The organism is Enterobacter sp. ECC_219_Taxon_10 (assembly GCF_058354905.1).
This window is the reverse complement of record NZ_CM178005.1, coordinates 4,267,436-4,284,077: the sequence shown is the minus strand read 5'-3', so window position 1 is coordinate 4,284,077 and position 16,642 is coordinate 4,267,436. Positions and strand designations below refer to the sequence as shown.

Here is a 16,642-nt window from a genome sequence, read left to right as displayed (position 1 = left end):
AAAAAATTCTTTCGGAGAGTGCTCCAGGCCACAGTTGTGGCTATAGGGTTCAGTTATCTAAAGCCCCGATTTATCGGGGTTTTTTGTTATCTGACTACAGAATAACTGGGCTTTACGCCCTTTTTTTATGTCTTGGGGGTGGGCTTGTCCACATTAGAGCAAAAATTAACAGAGATGATTACTGCACCGGTCGAAGCACTGGGCTACGAACTGGTCGGCATCGAATTCGTTCGCGGCCGTACATCGACGCTGCGCATCTATATTGATAGTGAAGATGGCATCAATGTTGATGATTGTGCTGATGTCAGCCACCAGGTGAGTGCGGTTCTTGATGTTGAAGACCCAATTACCGTTGCGTACAACCTGGAAGTTTCCTCACCTGGCCTGGATCGCCCGATGTTCACGGCCGAGCACTATGTGCGCTTTACCGGTGAAGAAGTGGCTCTCGTTCTGCGTATGGCCGTACAGAACCGCCGTAAATGGCAGGGAATTATCAAAGCCGTTGATGGTGAAATGATCACGGTGACAGTCGAAGGCAAAGATGAAGTGTTCGCGCTGAGTAATATCCAGAAGGCGAACCTGGTTCCCCACTTTTAACAGTCTGGATTGAGGTGAAAAGCCCGCGATGAACAAAGAAATTTTGGCTGTTGTTGAAGCCGTCTCCAACGAGAAATCACTGCCGCGCGAGAAAATTTTCGAAGCGCTGGAAAGTGCACTGGCTACAGCAACCAAGAAAAAATACGAACAAGAGATCGATGTTCGCGTAGAAATCGATCGTAAAAGCGGTGACTTCGATACATTCCGTCGTTGGGTAATCGTAGAAGAAGTTACCCAGCCGACCAAAGAGATCACCCTGGAAGCCGCACGTTTTGAAGACGAAAGTCTGAACGTGGGTGACTACGTTGAAGATCAGATTGAATCTGTCACCTTCGACCGTATCACCACCCAGACCGCTAAGCAGGTTATCGTGCAGAAAGTGCGCGAAGCCGAGCGCGCGCTGGTTGTCGATCAGTTCCGCGATCAGGAAGGCGAAATCATCACCGGCGTGGTGAAGAAAGTGAACCGCGACAACATCTCTCTGGAAATTAAATCCGAAGGGATGCCAGGTAACGCTGAAGCCGTGATCCTGCGTGAAGATATGCTGCCGCGTGAAAACTTCCGCCCGGGCGACCGTATTCGTGGTGTTCTGTACGCCGTGCGCCCTGAAGCGCGTGGTGCGCAGCTGTTCGTGACCCGTTCTAAACCAGAAATGCTGGTTGAACTGTTCCGCATCGAAGTGCCGGAAATCGGCGAAGAAGTCATTGAGATCAAAGCAGCAGCTCGCGATCCGGGCTCCCGTGCGAAAATTGCGGTGAAAACCAACGACAAGCGTATCGATCCGGTCGGGGCTTGCGTCGGCATGCGCGGTGCGCGCGTTCAGGCGGTTTCTACTGAACTGGGCGGCGAGCGTATTGATATCGTTCTGTGGGACGACAACCCGGCGCAGTTTGTGATCAACGCAATGGCTCCGGCCGATGTGGCGTCTATCGTTGTTGACGAAGACAAACACACCATGGATATCGCTGTTGAAGCGGGCAACCTGGCGCAGGCGATTGGCCGTAACGGTCAGAACGTACGTCTGGCGTCACAGCTGAGCGGCTGGGAACTCAACGTCATGACCGTTGATGACCTGCAGGCTAAGCATCAGGCTGAAGCCCATGCAGCGATCGATACCTTCACCAAATACCTCGACATTGACGAAGACTTCGCCACTGTTCTGGTAGAAGAAGGTTTCTCTACGCTGGAAGAACTGGCCTATGTGCCAATGAAAGAGCTGCTGGAAATTGACGGTCTGGATGAACCAACCGTTGAAGCCCTGCGTGAACGCGCTAAAAACGCACTGACCACCCTGGCACTGGCTCAGGAAGAAAGCCTTGGCGATAAGAAGCCGGCTGATGACCTGCTGAATCTGGAAGGTCTTGATCGTGCGATTGCGTTCAAGCTGGCTGCCCGTGGTGTTTGTACGCTGGAAGATCTCGCTGAGCAAGGCGTTGATGACCTGGCCGATATCGAAGGTTTAACCGACGAGAAAGCCGGCGAACTCATCATGGCCGCACGTAATATTTGCTGGTTCGGCGACGAAGCGTAATAAACTGTAGCAGGAAGGAACAGCATGACTGATGTAACTGTAAAATCGCTGGCTGCTGAGATTCAGACCTCCGTGGACCGCCTGGTACAGCAATTTGCTGATGCAGGGATCCCGAAGTCCGCTGATGACTCGGTGACCGCGCAAGAAAAACAAACCTTGTTAACGCATCTGAACCGTGAACACGGTTCTACGCCTGACAAGTTAACGCTGCAGCGCAAAACGCGCAGCACGTTAAACATCCCTGGTACCGGTGGCAAAAGTAAATCGGTACAAATTGAAGTCCGCAAGACGCGCACCTTTGTAAAACGTGATCCGCAAGAGGCAGAGCGCCTTGCCGCGGAAGAGCAGGCACAGCGTGAAGCGGAAGAACAAGCTCAGCGTGAGGCGGAAGCAGCCGCTAAACGTGAAGCAGAATTAAAAGCTGAACGTGAGGCCGCAGAAAAAGCGAAACGCGACGCCAGTGATAAAGTGAAGCGTGACGCTGCGGAAAAAGACAAAGTGAGCAATCAACAGACAGACGAAATGACCAAAACCGCCCAGGCTGAAAAAGCCCGCCGTGAAAATGAAGCTGCCGAGCTGAAGCGTAAAGCGGAAGAAGAAGCCCGCCGTAAGCTGGAAGAAGAAGCTCGCCGCGTCGCTGAAGAAGCGCGCCGTATGGCAGAAGAAAACGAGAAGAATGGCGTGAATACCGCTGAACTGACTGAAGATACCAGCGACTATCACGTGACCACTTCTCAGCATGCGCGTCAGGCTGAAGATGATAACGACCGTGAAGTAGAAGGCGGTCGTGGCCGTGGTCGTAATGCAAAAGCCGCGCGTCCGGCGAAGAAAGGCAACAAACACGCTGAATCTAAAGCTGATCGCGAAGAAGCACGTGCAGCGGTTCGTGGTGGTAAAGGCGGTAAGCGTAAAGGTTCTTCTCTGCAGCAGGGCTTCCAGAAGCCAGCTCAGGCGGTTAACCGTGACGTTGTGATTGGTGAAACCATCACCGTTGGCGATCTGGCGAACAAGATGGCGGTTAAAGGCTCTCAGGTCATCAAAGCGATGATGAAGCTGGGCGCAATGGCGACCATCAACCAGGTTATCGACCAGGAAACCGCACAGCTGGTTGCCGAAGAGATGGGCCACAAAGTTATCCTGCGTCGTGAAAACGAGCTGGAAGAAGCAGTAATGAGCGACCGTGACACTGGCGCTGCGGCTGAACCGCGTGCACCGGTTGTGACCATCATGGGTCACGTTGACCACGGTAAAACCTCTCTGCTCGACTACATTCGTTCTACGAAGGTTGCCTCCGGCGAAGCGGGTGGTATTACCCAGCACATCGGTGCTTACCACGTAGAAACTGAAAACGGCATGATCACCTTCCTGGATACCCCAGGCCACGCAGCGTTCACCTCAATGCGTGCTCGTGGTGCTCAGGCAACGGATATCGTTGTACTGGTTGTTGCAGCAGACGATGGCGTCATGCCACAGACCATTGAAGCTATCCAGCACGCAAAAGCGGCGCAGGTGCCTTTGGTTGTTGCAGTCAACAAAATCGATAAGCCAGAAGCCGATCTGGACCGCGTGAAGAACGAACTGTCTCAGTACGGTGTTATGCCGGAAGAGTGGGGCGGCGAAGCGCAGTTCATCCCAGTTTCTGCTAAAGCGGGTACCGGTATTGACGACCTGCTGAACGCTATCCTGCTGCAGGCTGAAGTTCTGGAGCTGAAAGCGATTCGCAATGGTATGGCGAGCGGCGCGGTAATCGAATCCTTCCTTGATAAAGGTCGTGGTCCGGTTGCTACCGTTCTGGTTCGTGAAGGTACCCTGAACAAGGGCGACATCGTTCTGTGTGGCTTCGAATACGGCCGCGTTCGTGCGATGCGTAACGAACTGGGCCAGGAAGTGCTGGAAGCGGGTCCGTCCATTCCAGTGGAAATCCTGGGTCTGTCCGGTGTTCCGGCTGCGGGTGACGAAGTGACCGTAGTGCGTGACGAGAAGAAAGCGCGTGAAGTTGCTCTGTATCGTCAGGGTAAATTCCGTGAAGTTAAGCTGGCTCGTCAGCAGAAATCTAAACTCGAGAACATGTTCGCGAACATGACCGAAGGCGAAGTGCACGAAGTGAACGTTGTACTGAAAGCCGACGTTCAGGGCTCTGTGGAAGCGATTTCCGACTCCTTGCTGAAACTGTCTACTGACGAAGTGAAAGTGAAGATCATCGGTTCTGGCGTAGGTGGTATCACCGAAACCGACGCGACCCTGGCTGCAGCTTCTAACGCCATCCTGGTTGGCTTCAACGTGCGTGCTGATGCATCTGCTCGCCGCGTGATCGAAGCGGAAAGCCTGGATCTGCGCTACTACTCCGTCATCTATAACCTGATTGACGAAGTGAAAGCGGCGATGAGCGGTATGCTGTCTCCTGAGCTGAAACAGCAGATCATCGGTCTGGCTGAAGTGCGTGACGTATTCAAATCACCGAAATTCGGCGCGATCGCGGGCTGTATGGTTACCGAAGGTACCATCAAACGTCACAACCCAATCCGCGTGCTGCGTGACAACGTGGTTATCTACGAAGGCGAGCTGGAATCCCTGCGCCGCTTCAAAGATGACGTTAACGAAGTCCGTAACGGCATGGAATGTGGTATCGGCGTGAAGAACTACAACGACGTTCGCGTTGGCGATATGATCGAAGTGTTCGAAATCATCGAGATCCAACGCAGCATCGACTAATCCCGTCGGGATCAGTCCATATGTAGGCCGGGATCGCCTCGTGCCACCCGGCAATAATTTTAAAAGGGGCTTTTAGCCCCTTTTTTGTCTGGAGAATTTATTATGGCGAAAGAATTTGGTCGCCCACAGCGCGTGGCGCAGGAAATGCAAAAAGAGATCGCACTCATCCTGCAACGCGAAATTAAAGACCCGCGTATCGGTATGATGACGACCGTCTCTGGCGTGGAAATGTCTCGTGACCTGGCCTATGCCAAAGTGTTCGTGACCTTCCTGAACGATCAGGACGAAGCGGCGGTGAAAAACGGCATTAAAGCACTGCAGGAAGCCTCCGGGTTTATCCGCTCTCTGCTCGGCAAAGCGATGCGCCTGCGTATCGTGCCAGAGCTGACCTTCTTCTACGACAACTCGCTGGTTGAAGGTATGCGCATGTCCAACCTGGTGACCAGCGTGGTGAAACATGACGACGAACGTCGTGTTAACCCGACGGACGACAGCAAGGAGGACTGATGAGTCGTCCTCGTCGTCGCGGTCGTGACGTGCATGGCGTGCTGCTGCTGGATAAACCGCAGGGTGCATCCAGCAACGACGTGCTGCAAAAAGTGAAGCGTATTTTTAATGCCAACCGTGCGGGCCACACCGGCGCGCTCGATCCGCTGGCGACCGGTATGCTGCCGGTCTGCCTGGGGGAGGCGACAAAGTTTTCCCAGTACCTGCTCGACTCGGATAAGCGTTATCGCGTTATCGCGAAGCTAGGCCAGCGTACGGATACCTCCGACGCGGATGGTCAGGTGGTGGAAGAGCGCCCGGTGACCTTCAGCGCTGAACAGCTTGATGCGGCGCTGGAGAGCTTCCGCGGGGACACGATGCAGGTGCCGTCGATGTATTCGGCGCTGAAATACCAGGGTAAGAAACTCTACGAATATGCACGCCAGGGCATCGAGGTTCCGCGTGAAGCCCGTCCGATTACCGTGTATGAGCTGCTGTTCATTCGCCACGAAGGCGATGAGCTTGAGCTGGAAGTGCACTGTTCGAAAGGGACCTATATTCGCACCATCATCGACGACCTGGGTGAAAAGCTGGGCTGCGGCGCGCATGTGATCTACCTGCGTCGTCTGGCGGTCAGCAAGTATCCGGTGGAGCGCATGGTGACGCTTGAGCAGCTACGCGCGCTGGTTGAACAGGCGGAAGCGCAGGGGATCGCGCCGGCAGATTTGTTAGATCCTTTGCTGATGCCAATGGACAGTCCGGCTGCGGACTTCCCGGTAGTTAATCTTCCTTTAACATCGTCCGTTTACTTTAAGAACGGCAATCCGGTTCGCACGGCGGATGCACCGCTGGAAGGGCTTGTGCGCGTGACGGAAGGTGAGGAAGGGAAATTCATCGGTATGGGCGAAATGGACGGTGAAGGGCGCGTTGCGCCGCGTCGTCTGGTCGTCGAATATCCGGTCGACGCGTGACGGCGATAACGGCTCACCTTGCGATAAGCAGGGGAGACGAGTAGAATATCGCCGCTTAACGTCCGGTGAATTGTTTAACAATCTGCTGGGCGTACATGGGGTCGCTGAATTAGAGATCGGCACCCTTACATTCTTTATACTTTGGAGTTTGAAAATGTCTCTAAGCGTTGAAGCTAAAGCTAAAATCGTTTCTGAGTTTGGTCGTGGTACTAACGACAGCGGTTCTACCGAAGTTCAGGTTGCACTGCTGACTGCACAGATTAACCACCTGCAGGGTCACTTTGCAGAGCACAAAAAAGATCACCACAGCCGTCGTGGTCTGCTGCGCATGGTTTCTCAGCGTCGTAAACTGCTCGACTACCTGAAGCGTAAAGATGTTGCACGCTACACCGCTCTGATCGAGCGTCTGGGTCTGCGTCGCTAAGTCTTGCGAGTTTCAGAAAAGGGGGCCTGATGGCCCCTTTTTTCAACCAGACGGCAGCAATTCAATGGAAACTATTGTATTGTTGCTATAAATGATCTTCATTGCAGAGGTTCGCGCGGCTAATGAGAGGCTTCACCCATGGGGGTGTCGGTTGTCATTAGTCGCGAGGATGCGAAGAAGGTCGGGTTAAATCGACAGCACGCCGGTGGTGTGCTGTCATACATTTAAGAAAGGACAGAATTTTGCTGAATCCGATCGTTCGTAAATTCCAGTATGGCCAACATACCGTCACGCTGGAAACCGGCATGATGGCACGTCAGGCGACTGCTGCCGTTATGGTAAGCATGGATGACACCGCGGTATTCGTTACCGTTGTTGGCCAGAAAAAAGCTAAACCAGGTCAGGACTTTTTCCCCCTGACCGTTAACTACCAGGAGCGTACCTACGCTGCCGGTAAAATCCCGGGTGGCTTCTTCCGTCGTGAAGGCCGTCCAAGCGAAGGCGAAACCCTGATCGCGCGTCTGATTGACCGCCCGGTTCGTCCGCTGTTCCCGGAAGGCTTCGTTAACGAAGTGCAGGTTATCGCAACCGTTGTTTCCGTTAACCCACAGGTTAACCCGGACATCGTTGCCATGATCGGTGCCTCCGCTGCCCTGTCACTGTCTGGTATTCCATTCAATGGTCCAATCGGTGCCGCGCGCGTCGGTTACATCAACGACCAGTACGTGCTGAACCCAACTCAGGAAGAGCTGAAAGAAAGTAAGCTGGACCTGGTGGTTGCCGGTACCGAAGCGGCTGTGCTGATGGTGGAATCCGAAGCTGAACTGCTGAGCGAAGACCAGATGCTGGGCGCTGTGGTGTTCGGTCACGAGCAGCAGCAGATTGTTATCCAGAACATCAACGACCTGGTGAAAGAAGCCGGTAAACCACGTTGGGACTGGCAGCCAGAAGCGGCAAACGACGCGCTGAACGCACGCGTTGCGGCACTGGCAGAATCTCGTCTGAGTGATGCTTACCGCATCACCGACAAACAGGAGCGTTATGCTCAGGTTGACGCGATCAAAGACGAAACCATCGCCACCCTGATCGCTGAAGACGAAACGCTGGACGCTAACGAGCTGAGCGAAATTCTGCACGCTATCGAGAAAAACGTTGTTCGTAGCCGCGTACTGGCAGGCGAGCCGCGCATCGATGGCCGTGAAAAAGATATGATCCGTGGTCTGGACGTGCGTACTGGCGTACTGCCACGTACTCACGGTTCCGCGCTGTTCACCCGTGGTGAAACGCAGGCGCTGGTAACCGCGACCCTGGGTACCGCACGTGACGCGCAGATCATCGACGAACTGATGGGCGAGCGCACTGACAGCTTCCTGTTCCACTACAACTTCCCTCCGTACTCCGTAGGCGAAACCGGTATGGTTGGCTCGCCGAAGCGTCGTGAAATTGGTCACGGTCGTCTGGCGAAGCGCGGCGTACTGGCAGTAATGCCAGAAGCAGACAAATTCCCGTACACCGTTCGTGTGGTTTCTGAAATCACCGAATCCAACGGTTCTTCTTCCATGGCTTCCGTGTGTGGTGCCTCTCTGGCGCTGATGGATGCAGGCGTGCCAATCAAAGCCGCCGTTGCGGGTATCGCAATGGGCCTGGTGAAAGAAGGCGACAACTTCGTTGTTCTGTCTGACATTCTGGGTGACGAAGACCACCTGGGCGATATGGACTTCAAAGTGGCGGGTTCCCGCGACGGTATCTCTGCGCTGCAGATGGATATCAAAATTGAAGGTATCACCAAAGAGATCATGCAGGTTGCTCTGAACCAGGCTAAAGGTGCGCGTCTGCACATCCTGGGCGTGATGGAACAGGCTATCAACGCGCCACGCGGTGATATCTCTGAATTCGCTCCGCGTATTCACACCATCAAGATCAATCCAGACAAGATCAAAGACGTTATCGGTAAGGGCGGTTCCGTAATCCGTGCGCTGACCGAAGAGACGGGCACCACCATCGAAATCGAAGACGACGGTACTGTGAAGATCGCAGCAACCGACGGCGAGAAAGCGAAATTCGCGATCCGTCGCATCGAAGAAATCACTGCAGAAATCGAAGTGGGCCGCGTCTACGCAGGTAAAGTGACCCGTATCGTTGACTTTGGCGCGTTCGTTGCCATCGGTGGCGGTAAAGAAGGTCTGGTTCACATCTCTCAGATCGCTGACAAGCGCGTTGAGAAAGTGACCGATTACCTGCAGATGGGCCAGGAAGTACCGGTTAAAGTTCTGGAAGTTGACCGCCAGGGCCGTATCCGTCTGAGCATTAAAGAAGCAACCGAGCAGTCTCAGCCTGCTGCGGCGCCGGAAGCTCCGGCTGCTGAACAGCAAGGCGAGTAAGTTGCCATTTGCCCTCCGCTTCGCGGAGGGCCTGTTATCAGGCAGGACGCCTTGTTAAGCCGCCGGGGGACAGGACGTTCATCCAATAGTTGTCTTCGGGAGTGGGAAATGAAGCCTTTTTTGCGCTGGTGTTTCGTTGCGACAGCTTTAACGCTGGCAGGATGCAGCAACTCTGCCTGGCGTAAGAGCGAAGTCCTCGCAGTGCCATTGCAACCGACTTTGCAACAGGAAGTGATTCTGGCACGCATGGAACAAATACTTGCCAGTCGGGCTTTAACCGATGACGAACGCGCACAGCTTTTATATGAGCGCGGAGTGTTGTATGATAGTCTTGGTCTGAGGGCATTAGCGCGAAATGATTTTTCACAAGCGCTGGCTATCCGACCTGATATGCCTGAAGTATTCAATTACTTAGGCATTTATTTAACGCAGGCAGGCAATTTTGATGCTGCCTATGAAGCGTTTGATTCTGTACTTGAGCTTGATCCAACTTACAACTACGCGCACTTGAATCGCGGTATCGCATTATATTACGGCGGTCGTGATAAGTTAGCGCAAGATGATCTGCTGGCGTTTTATCAAGACGATCCTAATGATCCTTTCCGAAGCCTGTGGCTTTACATCGTTGAGCGGAAGCTCGATGAGAAGCAGGCAAAAGAAGCCCTGAAACAGCGCTTCGATAAATCGGATAAGGAACAGTGGGGATGGAACATTGTCGAGTTCTACCTGGGCAACATTAGCGAAGCAACGCTGATGGAACGCCTCAAGGCGGACGCAACGGATAACACCTCGCTCGCTGAGCATCTCAGTGAAACCAACTTCTATTTAGGTAAGTACTACCTAAGTCTGGGGGATATGGACAGCGCTACGGCACTGTTCAAATTAGCGGTTGCTAACAACGTACATAACTTCGTTGAGCACCGTTATGCATTGTTGGAATTATCGCTCTTGGGCCAGGAGCAAGACGACCTGGCAGAATCGGACCAGCAATAGCTGACGACATAAACATCAGCCCGTAATCTTTTGATTGCCATCACCTTCACTGGTGAGGGCGTTGTTGTTCGTCAATACATCTACTTTGAGCCGGTTCACACTTTTCAATGAAAATTGCTAATCATTTTCACGATGAGCTAAGTAGACTGGCCGCCATTGACATTGAGGCACTCGTACTACATGGCTGAATTCGAAACCACTTTTGCAGATCTGGGCCTGAAGGCTCCTATCCTTGAAGCCCTTAACGATCTGGGTTACGAAAAACCATCTCCGATCCAGGCAGAATGTATCCCGCATCTGCTCTCTGGTCGTGACGTGCTGGGCATGGCCCAGACTGGTAGCGGTAAAACCGCAGCGTTCTCGCTGCCGCTGCTGAACAACATCGATCCGGACCTGCGTGCACCGCAGATCCTCGTCCTGGCTCCAACCCGTGAACTGGCTGTTCAGGTTGCTGAAGCAATGACGGAATTCTCTAAACATATGCGCGGCGTAAACGTGGTAGCCCTGTACGGCGGCCAGCGTTATGACGTGCAGTTACGCGCCCTGCGCCAGGGCCCGCAGATTGTCGTCGGTACGCCGGGCCGTCTGCTGGATCACCTGAAGCGCGGTACTCTGGACCTCTCTAAACTGAGCGGCCTGGTACTGGATGAAGCAGATGAAATGCTGCGTATGGGCTTCATCGAAGACGTAGAAACCATCATGGCGCAGATCCCGGAAGGTCACCAGACCGCTCTGTTCTCTGCAACCATGCCAGAAGCGATCCGTCGCATTACCCGCCGCTTCATGAAAGAGCCGCAGGAAGTGCGTATTCAGTCCAGCGTGACCACTCGCCCGGACATCAGCCAGAGCTACTGGTCTGTTTACGGCATGCGTAAAAACGAAGCGCTGGTGCGTTTCCTGGAAGCGGAAGATTTTGATGCGGCGATTATCTTCGTACGTACCAAAAATGCGACCCTGGAAGTGGCTGAAGCTCTGGAGCGTAGCGGCTATAACAGCGCAGCGCTGAACGGCGACATGAACCAGGCCCTGCGTGAGCAGACGCTGGAGCGTCTGAAAGACGGTCGTCTGGATATCCTGATTGCAACCGACGTGGCAGCACGTGGTCTGGACGTTGAGCGTATCAGCCTGGTTGTAAACTACGACATTCCGATGGATTCCGAGTCTTACGTTCACCGTATCGGTCGTACCGGTCGTGCGGGTCGTGCTGGCCGTGCGCTGCTGTTCGTTGAGAACCGCGAGCGTCGTCTGCTGCGCAACATTGAACGCACTATGAAGCTGACCATTCCAGAAGCAGACCTGCCAAACGCAGACCTGCTGGGCAAACGCCGTCTGGAAAAATTCGCCGCAAAAGTCCAGCAGCAGCTGGAAAGCAGCGATCTGGATCAGTACCGTGCGCTGCTGTCGCAGATTCAGCCTACCGCTGAAGGCGAAGAGCTGGACATGGAAACCCTGGCAGCAGCACTGCTGAAAATGGCTCAGGGCGAACGTAGCCTGATCGTGCCACCAGATGCACCGATGCGTCCTAAGCGCGAGTTCCGTGACCGTGACGATCGTTTCGAACGTCGTGGCGACCGCAACGATCGCGGTCCACGCGGCGATCGTCCAGAGCGTGGCGGTGAAGACCGTCCACGTCGTGAACGTCGTGACGCGGGTGATATGGAACTGTACCGCATTGAAGTGGGCCGTGATGATGGCGTTGAAGTTCGTCACATCGTTGGCGCGATTGCTAACGAAGGCGACATCAGCAGCCGTTACATTGGTAACATCAAGCTGTTCGCATCCCACTCTACCATCGAGCTGCCAAAAGGCATGCCGGGCGAAGTACTGCAGCACTTTACTCGCACCCGCATCCTGAACAAGCCGATGAACATGCAGCTGTTGGGCGATGCACAGCCACGTCCTGACCGCGGCGGTGAACGTCGTGGCGGTGGTCGCGGTTTCGGCGGCGAGCGTCGTGAAGGCGGCCGCAGCGAAGGTCGCGGTGGCGAAGGTCGTCGTTTCTCCGGCGAACGCCGCGAAAACCGTGGCCCGCGCCGTGAAGAAGGCACCAGCCGTCGTCGTTTCGGTGACGCGTAAGTCTTACGCACCTACGTAAAGTAAAATATACAGCCCCGATACACGCTATCGGGGCTTTTTTTATTCCCTTTGTACTCTTGTACTGGTACAGTGCGTCACGCTAAAATGCAGAACCGCATGATTAACTGGAGACAAGGCTGTATGGCGACACTAACCACCACCCAAACGTCACCTTCGCTGCTTGGCGGCGTGGTGATCATCGGCGGAACCATTATCGGTGCCGGGATGTTCTCCCTGCCCGTGGTCATGTCCGGTGCGTGGTTCTTCTGGTCGCTGGCGGCGCTGGTCTTTACCTGGTTCTGCATGCTTCATTCCGGGCTGATGATCCTTGAAGCAAACCTGAATTACCGCATTGGCTCCAGCTTCGACACCATCACCAAAGATCTGCTGGGCAAAGGCTGGAACCTGGTGAACGGCCTTTCCATCGCGTTTGTGCTCTACATTCTGACCTACGCGTATATTTCGGCGAGCGGCTCGATTCTGCATCATACCTTTGCTGAAATGTCGCTGAACGTTCCGGCGCGTCTGGCCGGGCTGTGCTTTGCCCTGGGCGTGGCGTTTATCGTCTGGATGAGTACCAAAGCGGTGAGCCGCATGACGGCCATCGTGCTGGGCGCTAAGGTCATCACCTTCTTCCTGACCTTCGGCAGCCTGCTGGGGCACGTCACGCCCGCCACGCTGTTTAACGTCGCGGAAGTGAACACCTCCTACACGCCGTACCTGCTGATGACGCTGCCGTTCTGTCTGGCATCGTTTGGCTACCACGGTAACGTGCCGAGCCTGATGAAGTACTACGGCAAGGATCCGCGCACCATCGTGAAATGCCTCGTCTACGGCACGCTGCTGGCGCTGGGGCTGTATGTGATTTGGCTGCTGGGGACGATGGGTAACATCCCGCGTCCGGAATTTATAGGCATTGCGCAGAAGGGCGGTAACATCGACGTGCTGGTGCAGGCCCTGAGCGGCGTGCTGAACAGCCGCAGCCTGGATCTGCTGCTGGTGGTCTTCTCCAACTTTGCGGTGGCGAGTTCTTTCCTCGGCGTTACGCTGGGCCTGTTTGACTACCTGGCGGATCTGTTCAGCTTTGATGATTCCGCGCTTGGGCGCTTCAAGACCGCGCTGCTGACCTTCCTGCCGCCGATTGTGGGCGGTTTGCTGTGGCCGAACGGCTTCCTGTACGCCATCGGCTATGCAGGACTGGCGGCAACCATCTGGGCTGCGATTGTGCCGGCGCTGCTGGCGCGTAAATCACGTCAACGCTTCGGCAGTCCAAAATTCCGCGTCTGGGGTGGAAAGCCGATGATTGCCCTGATCCTGGTGTTTGGGGTAGGTAACGCGGTGGTCCACGTGCTGTCGAGCTTTAATCTGTTGCCGGTGTATCATTAAATCGTGCAGCCTGATCCCCTCACCCCGACCCTCTCCCGAAGGGAGAGGGAGAAAACCGTAGGCCGGATAAGGCGAAGCCGCCATCCGGCAAAAAACTACCCCACCAACTCCTCTTTCACCTGCATCGCCAAATCAAACGAGTGCAAGCGCGCCTGGTGATCGAAAATCTGGCCGTTAACCATAATTTCATCCGCCTGCGTTTCACGCAGCACCGCTTCCAGCCCGTGACGCACTTTTGCCTTATCGCCCACCAGCGACATGCTCAGCGCCTGCTGCACGCCGTACTGCTCGGAGGCGGACCACAGCTGATGCATATTCTCCACCGGCGGCGGAAGCTGGCCCGTCTCACCGCGACGCAGCTTCACAAACGCCTGTTGCATTGAGGTAAACAGGAATTCCGCGTCGCGGTTGCTGTCGGCGGCAATGATGTTGATGCACACCATCGCGTACGGCTTCTCCAGACGCTCGGACGGTTTGAAGTTCGTGCGGTAGAGATGCAGCGCCTGATGCAGCATATCCGGCGCGAAGTGGGAGGCGAACGCAAACGGCAGCCCCAGTTGTGCGGCGAGCTGTGCACTGTAGAGGCTTGAGCCTAACAGCCACACCGGGATCTTCTCGCCGTAGCCCGGTACCGGGCGCACGTGTGGGTTCGGATCGCGTGCGTCGAACCAGTCCACCAGCTCGGCCACGTCGCGCGGGAAGTTGTCGATATCGCCGCTCATATGGCGGCGCAGGGCGCGCATGGTCGGCTGATCGCTGCCCGGCGCACGGCCAAGACCCAAATCAATACGCCCCGGATAGAGGGTATTCAGGGTGCCAAACTGCTCGGCAATCACCAGCGGGGCGTGGTTCGGCAGCATTACGCCACCGGAGCCCAGGTGCAGGGTGGTGGTATTTGCTGCCAGATAGCCAATCAGTACCGAAGTCGCAGCGCTGGCGATGCCCACCATATTGTGGTGCTCGGCCAGCCAGTAGCGGTGATAGCCACGCTTTTCGGCGAGCTGAGCCAGATCGAGAGAGTGCGAAAAGGCTTCTCGCGCGGAGGAGCCTTGTGGGATCGGCGCCAGATCCAGCACCGAAAACGGAATGGTTTTGTCAGTCATAACAGCTCACTTTGTCGACGGTCAATCTTTAATACTGCATTAAAAAATGATAACCGTTGTTAACAAAGTGAGCCTTTTTTAGGCCTGAAGTTCCAGCCCGGCCAGACGTTTCCAGTAACCGTTGCAGTCGCTGTTTGCCGTCAGCGGCAGCGGCGACGCGCCGTTTTCGTTGGCGCGGAAGGCGTCCAGCATCGCGAACACGCTGGTATCCAACGGCGACAGGCGCACCATGTCCACCAGCCCGTCCATCGACGCCAGTTCGTTGCCGAGGTTATAGACATAGCCGCTCATGGTCTGAATGCCGTTCAGAACAAATACCTGCTGATTTTCCTGCGACAGCATGCTGCGCCCGTTCGGATATTTAATACAGCAGGTTTCACATTCGTCTTTCGGGCGGTCTTCCGAGCGCGCGGTAAAGCAGCGAGCGGAGTAGGCCAGCGGCAGATGGCCGTAGCTCAGCACTTCCACTTCAAACTGATGGCGAATGCCCAGCTCGTCGCACTGGTTCAGCAGGTTTGCCAGCCAGTCGCGGGAGAGCTCCACCGGCATACACCAGCGTATCATTCCTTGTTTGAGCAGCAGGCGCAGGGTGACGGCGTTATAGCAGTTCAGCGCATGGCCCGCGACAAAGGGCAGCCTGCGTTCGGCGCACATGTTCACCACGCCCAGATCGCTCGCTTCCAGCAGAAACTCGCCGTTTTCGACGTAGCGCTTCAGCTCTCCCAGTTCGGACGAGGCCTGCACCAGCGCGAGCGTTGAAAGCACCACCTGTTTGCCGCTCCCGGCCAGGCTTTTCGCCATATCCAGCCAGTCGCCCACTTTGGTGGCGCGGCGTTTGCTGCACACCGCCTCACCGAGGTAAATCACATCGGCGCTGCTGGTGGCAGCCTGTTGGTAAAAATCTTCCAGCGTCTCTTTTGGCCAGTAGTAGAGCACCGGCCCTAATGAATATTTCATGGTTATCTCACTGCCATTTACGGTGATACGCGCCAAGCGTGGTTTGCGTGCCTTCGGACATCGATCCGAGCGTCTCCATCCACGCCGCTTGCGGGGCATAGTTCTGCGGGTCCGCCATGCAGCGGTCAATGGCCTGACGCCACACTTTCGCCACCTGGCTCACGTAGGCCGGGCTGCGCTGGCGACCTTCAATTTTCACCGAGGCAATATTGGCGGCCAGCAGCTCCGGCAGCAGCTCCAGCGTGTTAAGGCTGGTGGGCTCTTCCAGCGCGTGGTAGCGCTCGCCGTCGACCAGGTAGCGGCCTTTGCAAAGCGTCGGGTAGCCCGCGTTTTCACCGTCCTGATAGCGGTCGATCAGCACTTCATTCAGACGAGACTCCAGTCCCTGAGGGGTCTGCTGCCAGCGAACGAAGCGGGCAGGGGAGCAGGCCCCGACGGTATTCGGCGATTCACCGGTTAAGTAAGAAGAAAGATAGCAACGGCCTTCTGCCATGATGCACAGGCTACCAAAGGCAAATACTTCCAGCGGCACTGGCGTGACGCGAGCGAGTTGCTTAACCTGATGAATAGAGAGCACGCGCGGCAGCACCACGCGGGCTACGTCAAAGTTTTGATGGTAAAAACGCACCGCCTCTTCGTTTGTGGCAGATGCCTGAACAGAGACGTGGCGCTCAATATGCGGATAGCGTTCTGCCGCATACTCAAGCATGGCGAGGTCGGCCAGGATTAACGCATCGGCACCCAGCTGTGCTGCCATATCCACCGCGCGTTGCCAGCGGGCGTAACCGTCAGGATGGGCAAACGTATTGATAGCAATATGCAGCTTTCGGCGGTGCTGATGAACGAAGTTAACGGCTTCCTGAAGCTTTTTCTCCGTAAAGTTGAGGCCAGCAAAATGGCGGGCGTTGGTGTCATCTTTCAGCCCGATATAGACCGCATCGGCCCCATTTTCGATGGCCGCCTTAAGCGCCGGAAGGTTTCCGGCAGGGCAGAGCAGCTCCATAAATTATCCTGATGTAGTCGAT

14 protein-coding genes are annotated in these 16,642 nt (G+C 55.4%); 11 read left to right on the top strand and 3 right to left on the bottom strand.

From position 1 onward, the window contains the following. Positions 1-144: 144 nt before the first annotated feature. The 11 genes from rimP (at position 145) to mtr (ending at position 13,557) form a co-directional block, all read left to right on the top strand. Positions 145-597: a ribosome maturation factor RimP gene (rimP, locus tag AC4ICF_RS20365; protein WP_014833432.1), complete on the top strand. Its 453-nt coding sequence runs from the start codon at positions 145-147 to the stop codon at positions 595-597. Between the two features lie 28 nt (positions 598-625). Beyond that, entirely contained in the window at positions 626-2,128 is a 1,503-nt protein-coding gene (gene nusA, locus AC4ICF_RS20360; RefSeq protein WP_014885374.1) for a transcription termination factor NusA, read from the top strand. A 24-nt stretch (positions 2,129-2,152) separates the two neighbouring features. Further along, positions 2,153-4,840, top strand: a complete 2,688-nt coding sequence (gene infB / locus AC4ICF_RS20355; RefSeq protein WP_116342265.1) for a translation initiation factor IF-2 — start codon at positions 2,153-2,155, stop codon at positions 4,838-4,840. Positions 4,841-4,942: 102 nt separating this feature from the next. Beyond that, entirely contained in the window at positions 4,943-5,347 is a 405-nt protein-coding gene (rbfA, locus tag AC4ICF_RS20350; RefSeq protein ID WP_041907887.1) for a 30S ribosome-binding factor RbfA, read from the top strand. Then, positions 5,347-6,297, top strand: a complete 951-nt coding sequence (gene truB, locus AC4ICF_RS20345; protein WP_116342263.1) for a tRNA pseudouridine(55) synthase TruB — start codon at positions 5,347-5,349, stop codon at positions 6,295-6,297. The genes rbfA and truB overlap by 1 nt, the downstream gene beginning before the upstream one ends. A 154-nt stretch (positions 6,298-6,451) precedes the next feature. Further along, a complete protein-coding gene (gene rpsO / locus AC4ICF_RS20340; protein WP_003861789.1) occupies positions 6,452-6,721 on the top strand; it encodes a 30S ribosomal protein S15 in 270 nt (89 codons plus the stop codon). Between the two features lie 242 nt (positions 6,722-6,963). Further along, positions 6,964-9,102, top strand: coding sequence for a polyribonucleotide nucleotidyltransferase (gene pnp, locus AC4ICF_RS20335; protein ID WP_116342261.1), 2,139 nt, complete (start codon positions 6,964-6,966; stop codon positions 9,100-9,102). Between the two features lie 108 nt (positions 9,103-9,210). Further along, complete coding sequence (nlpI, locus tag AC4ICF_RS20330) at positions 9,211-10,095, top strand: lipoprotein NlpI (protein WP_061096959.1); 885 nt, start codon at positions 9,211-9,213, stop codon at positions 10,093-10,095. Between the two features lie 107 nt (positions 10,096-10,202). Continuing rightward, the gene (gene yrbN / locus AC4ICF_RS20325; protein ID WP_100122156.1) at positions 10,203-10,283 is read left to right on the top strand and encodes a protein YrbN; all 81 of its coding nucleotides are present in this window, start codon (positions 10,203-10,205) and stop codon (positions 10,281-10,283) included. Beyond that, complete coding sequence (locus tag AC4ICF_RS20320) at positions 10,276-12,171, top strand: DEAD/DEAH family ATP-dependent RNA helicase (protein ID WP_116342259.1); 1,896 nt, start codon at positions 10,276-10,278, stop codon at positions 12,169-12,171. The genes yrbN and AC4ICF_RS20320 overlap by 8 nt, the downstream gene beginning before the upstream one ends. A gap of 141 nt (positions 12,172-12,312) precedes the next feature. Continuing rightward, positions 12,313-13,557, top strand: a complete 1,245-nt coding sequence (gene mtr, locus AC4ICF_RS20315) for a tryptophan permease (RefSeq protein WP_316379863.1) — start codon at positions 12,313-12,315, stop codon at positions 13,555-13,557. Positions 13,558-13,652: 95 nt separating this feature from the next. On the opposite strand, the gene AC4ICF_RS20310 is transcribed toward mtr, so the two are convergent. The 3 genes from AC4ICF_RS20310 to ubiU all read right to left on the bottom strand — a co-directional run bounded on the left by AC4ICF_RS20310 (position 13,653) and on the right by ubiU (position 16,620). Then, entirely contained in the window at positions 13,653-14,660 is a 1,008-nt protein-coding gene (locus tag AC4ICF_RS20310) for a luciferase-like monooxygenase (protein ID WP_023307059.1), read from the bottom strand. A gap of 78 nt (positions 14,661-14,738) precedes the next feature. Beyond that, positions 14,739-15,617 carry a U32 family peptidase gene (locus AC4ICF_RS20305; RefSeq protein WP_316379864.1) on the bottom strand — a complete coding sequence of 293 codons (879 nt, stop codon included), beginning with the start codon at positions 15,615-15,617 and terminating at the stop codon, positions 14,739-14,741. 7 nt (positions 15,618-15,624) lie between these two features. Continuing rightward, positions 15,625-16,620: a ubiquinone anaerobic biosynthesis protein UbiU gene (gene ubiU / locus AC4ICF_RS20300; protein WP_042715087.1), complete on the bottom strand. Its 996-nt coding sequence runs from the start codon at positions 16,618-16,620 to the stop codon at positions 15,625-15,627. Between the last annotated feature and the right edge of the window lie 22 nt (positions 16,621-16,642).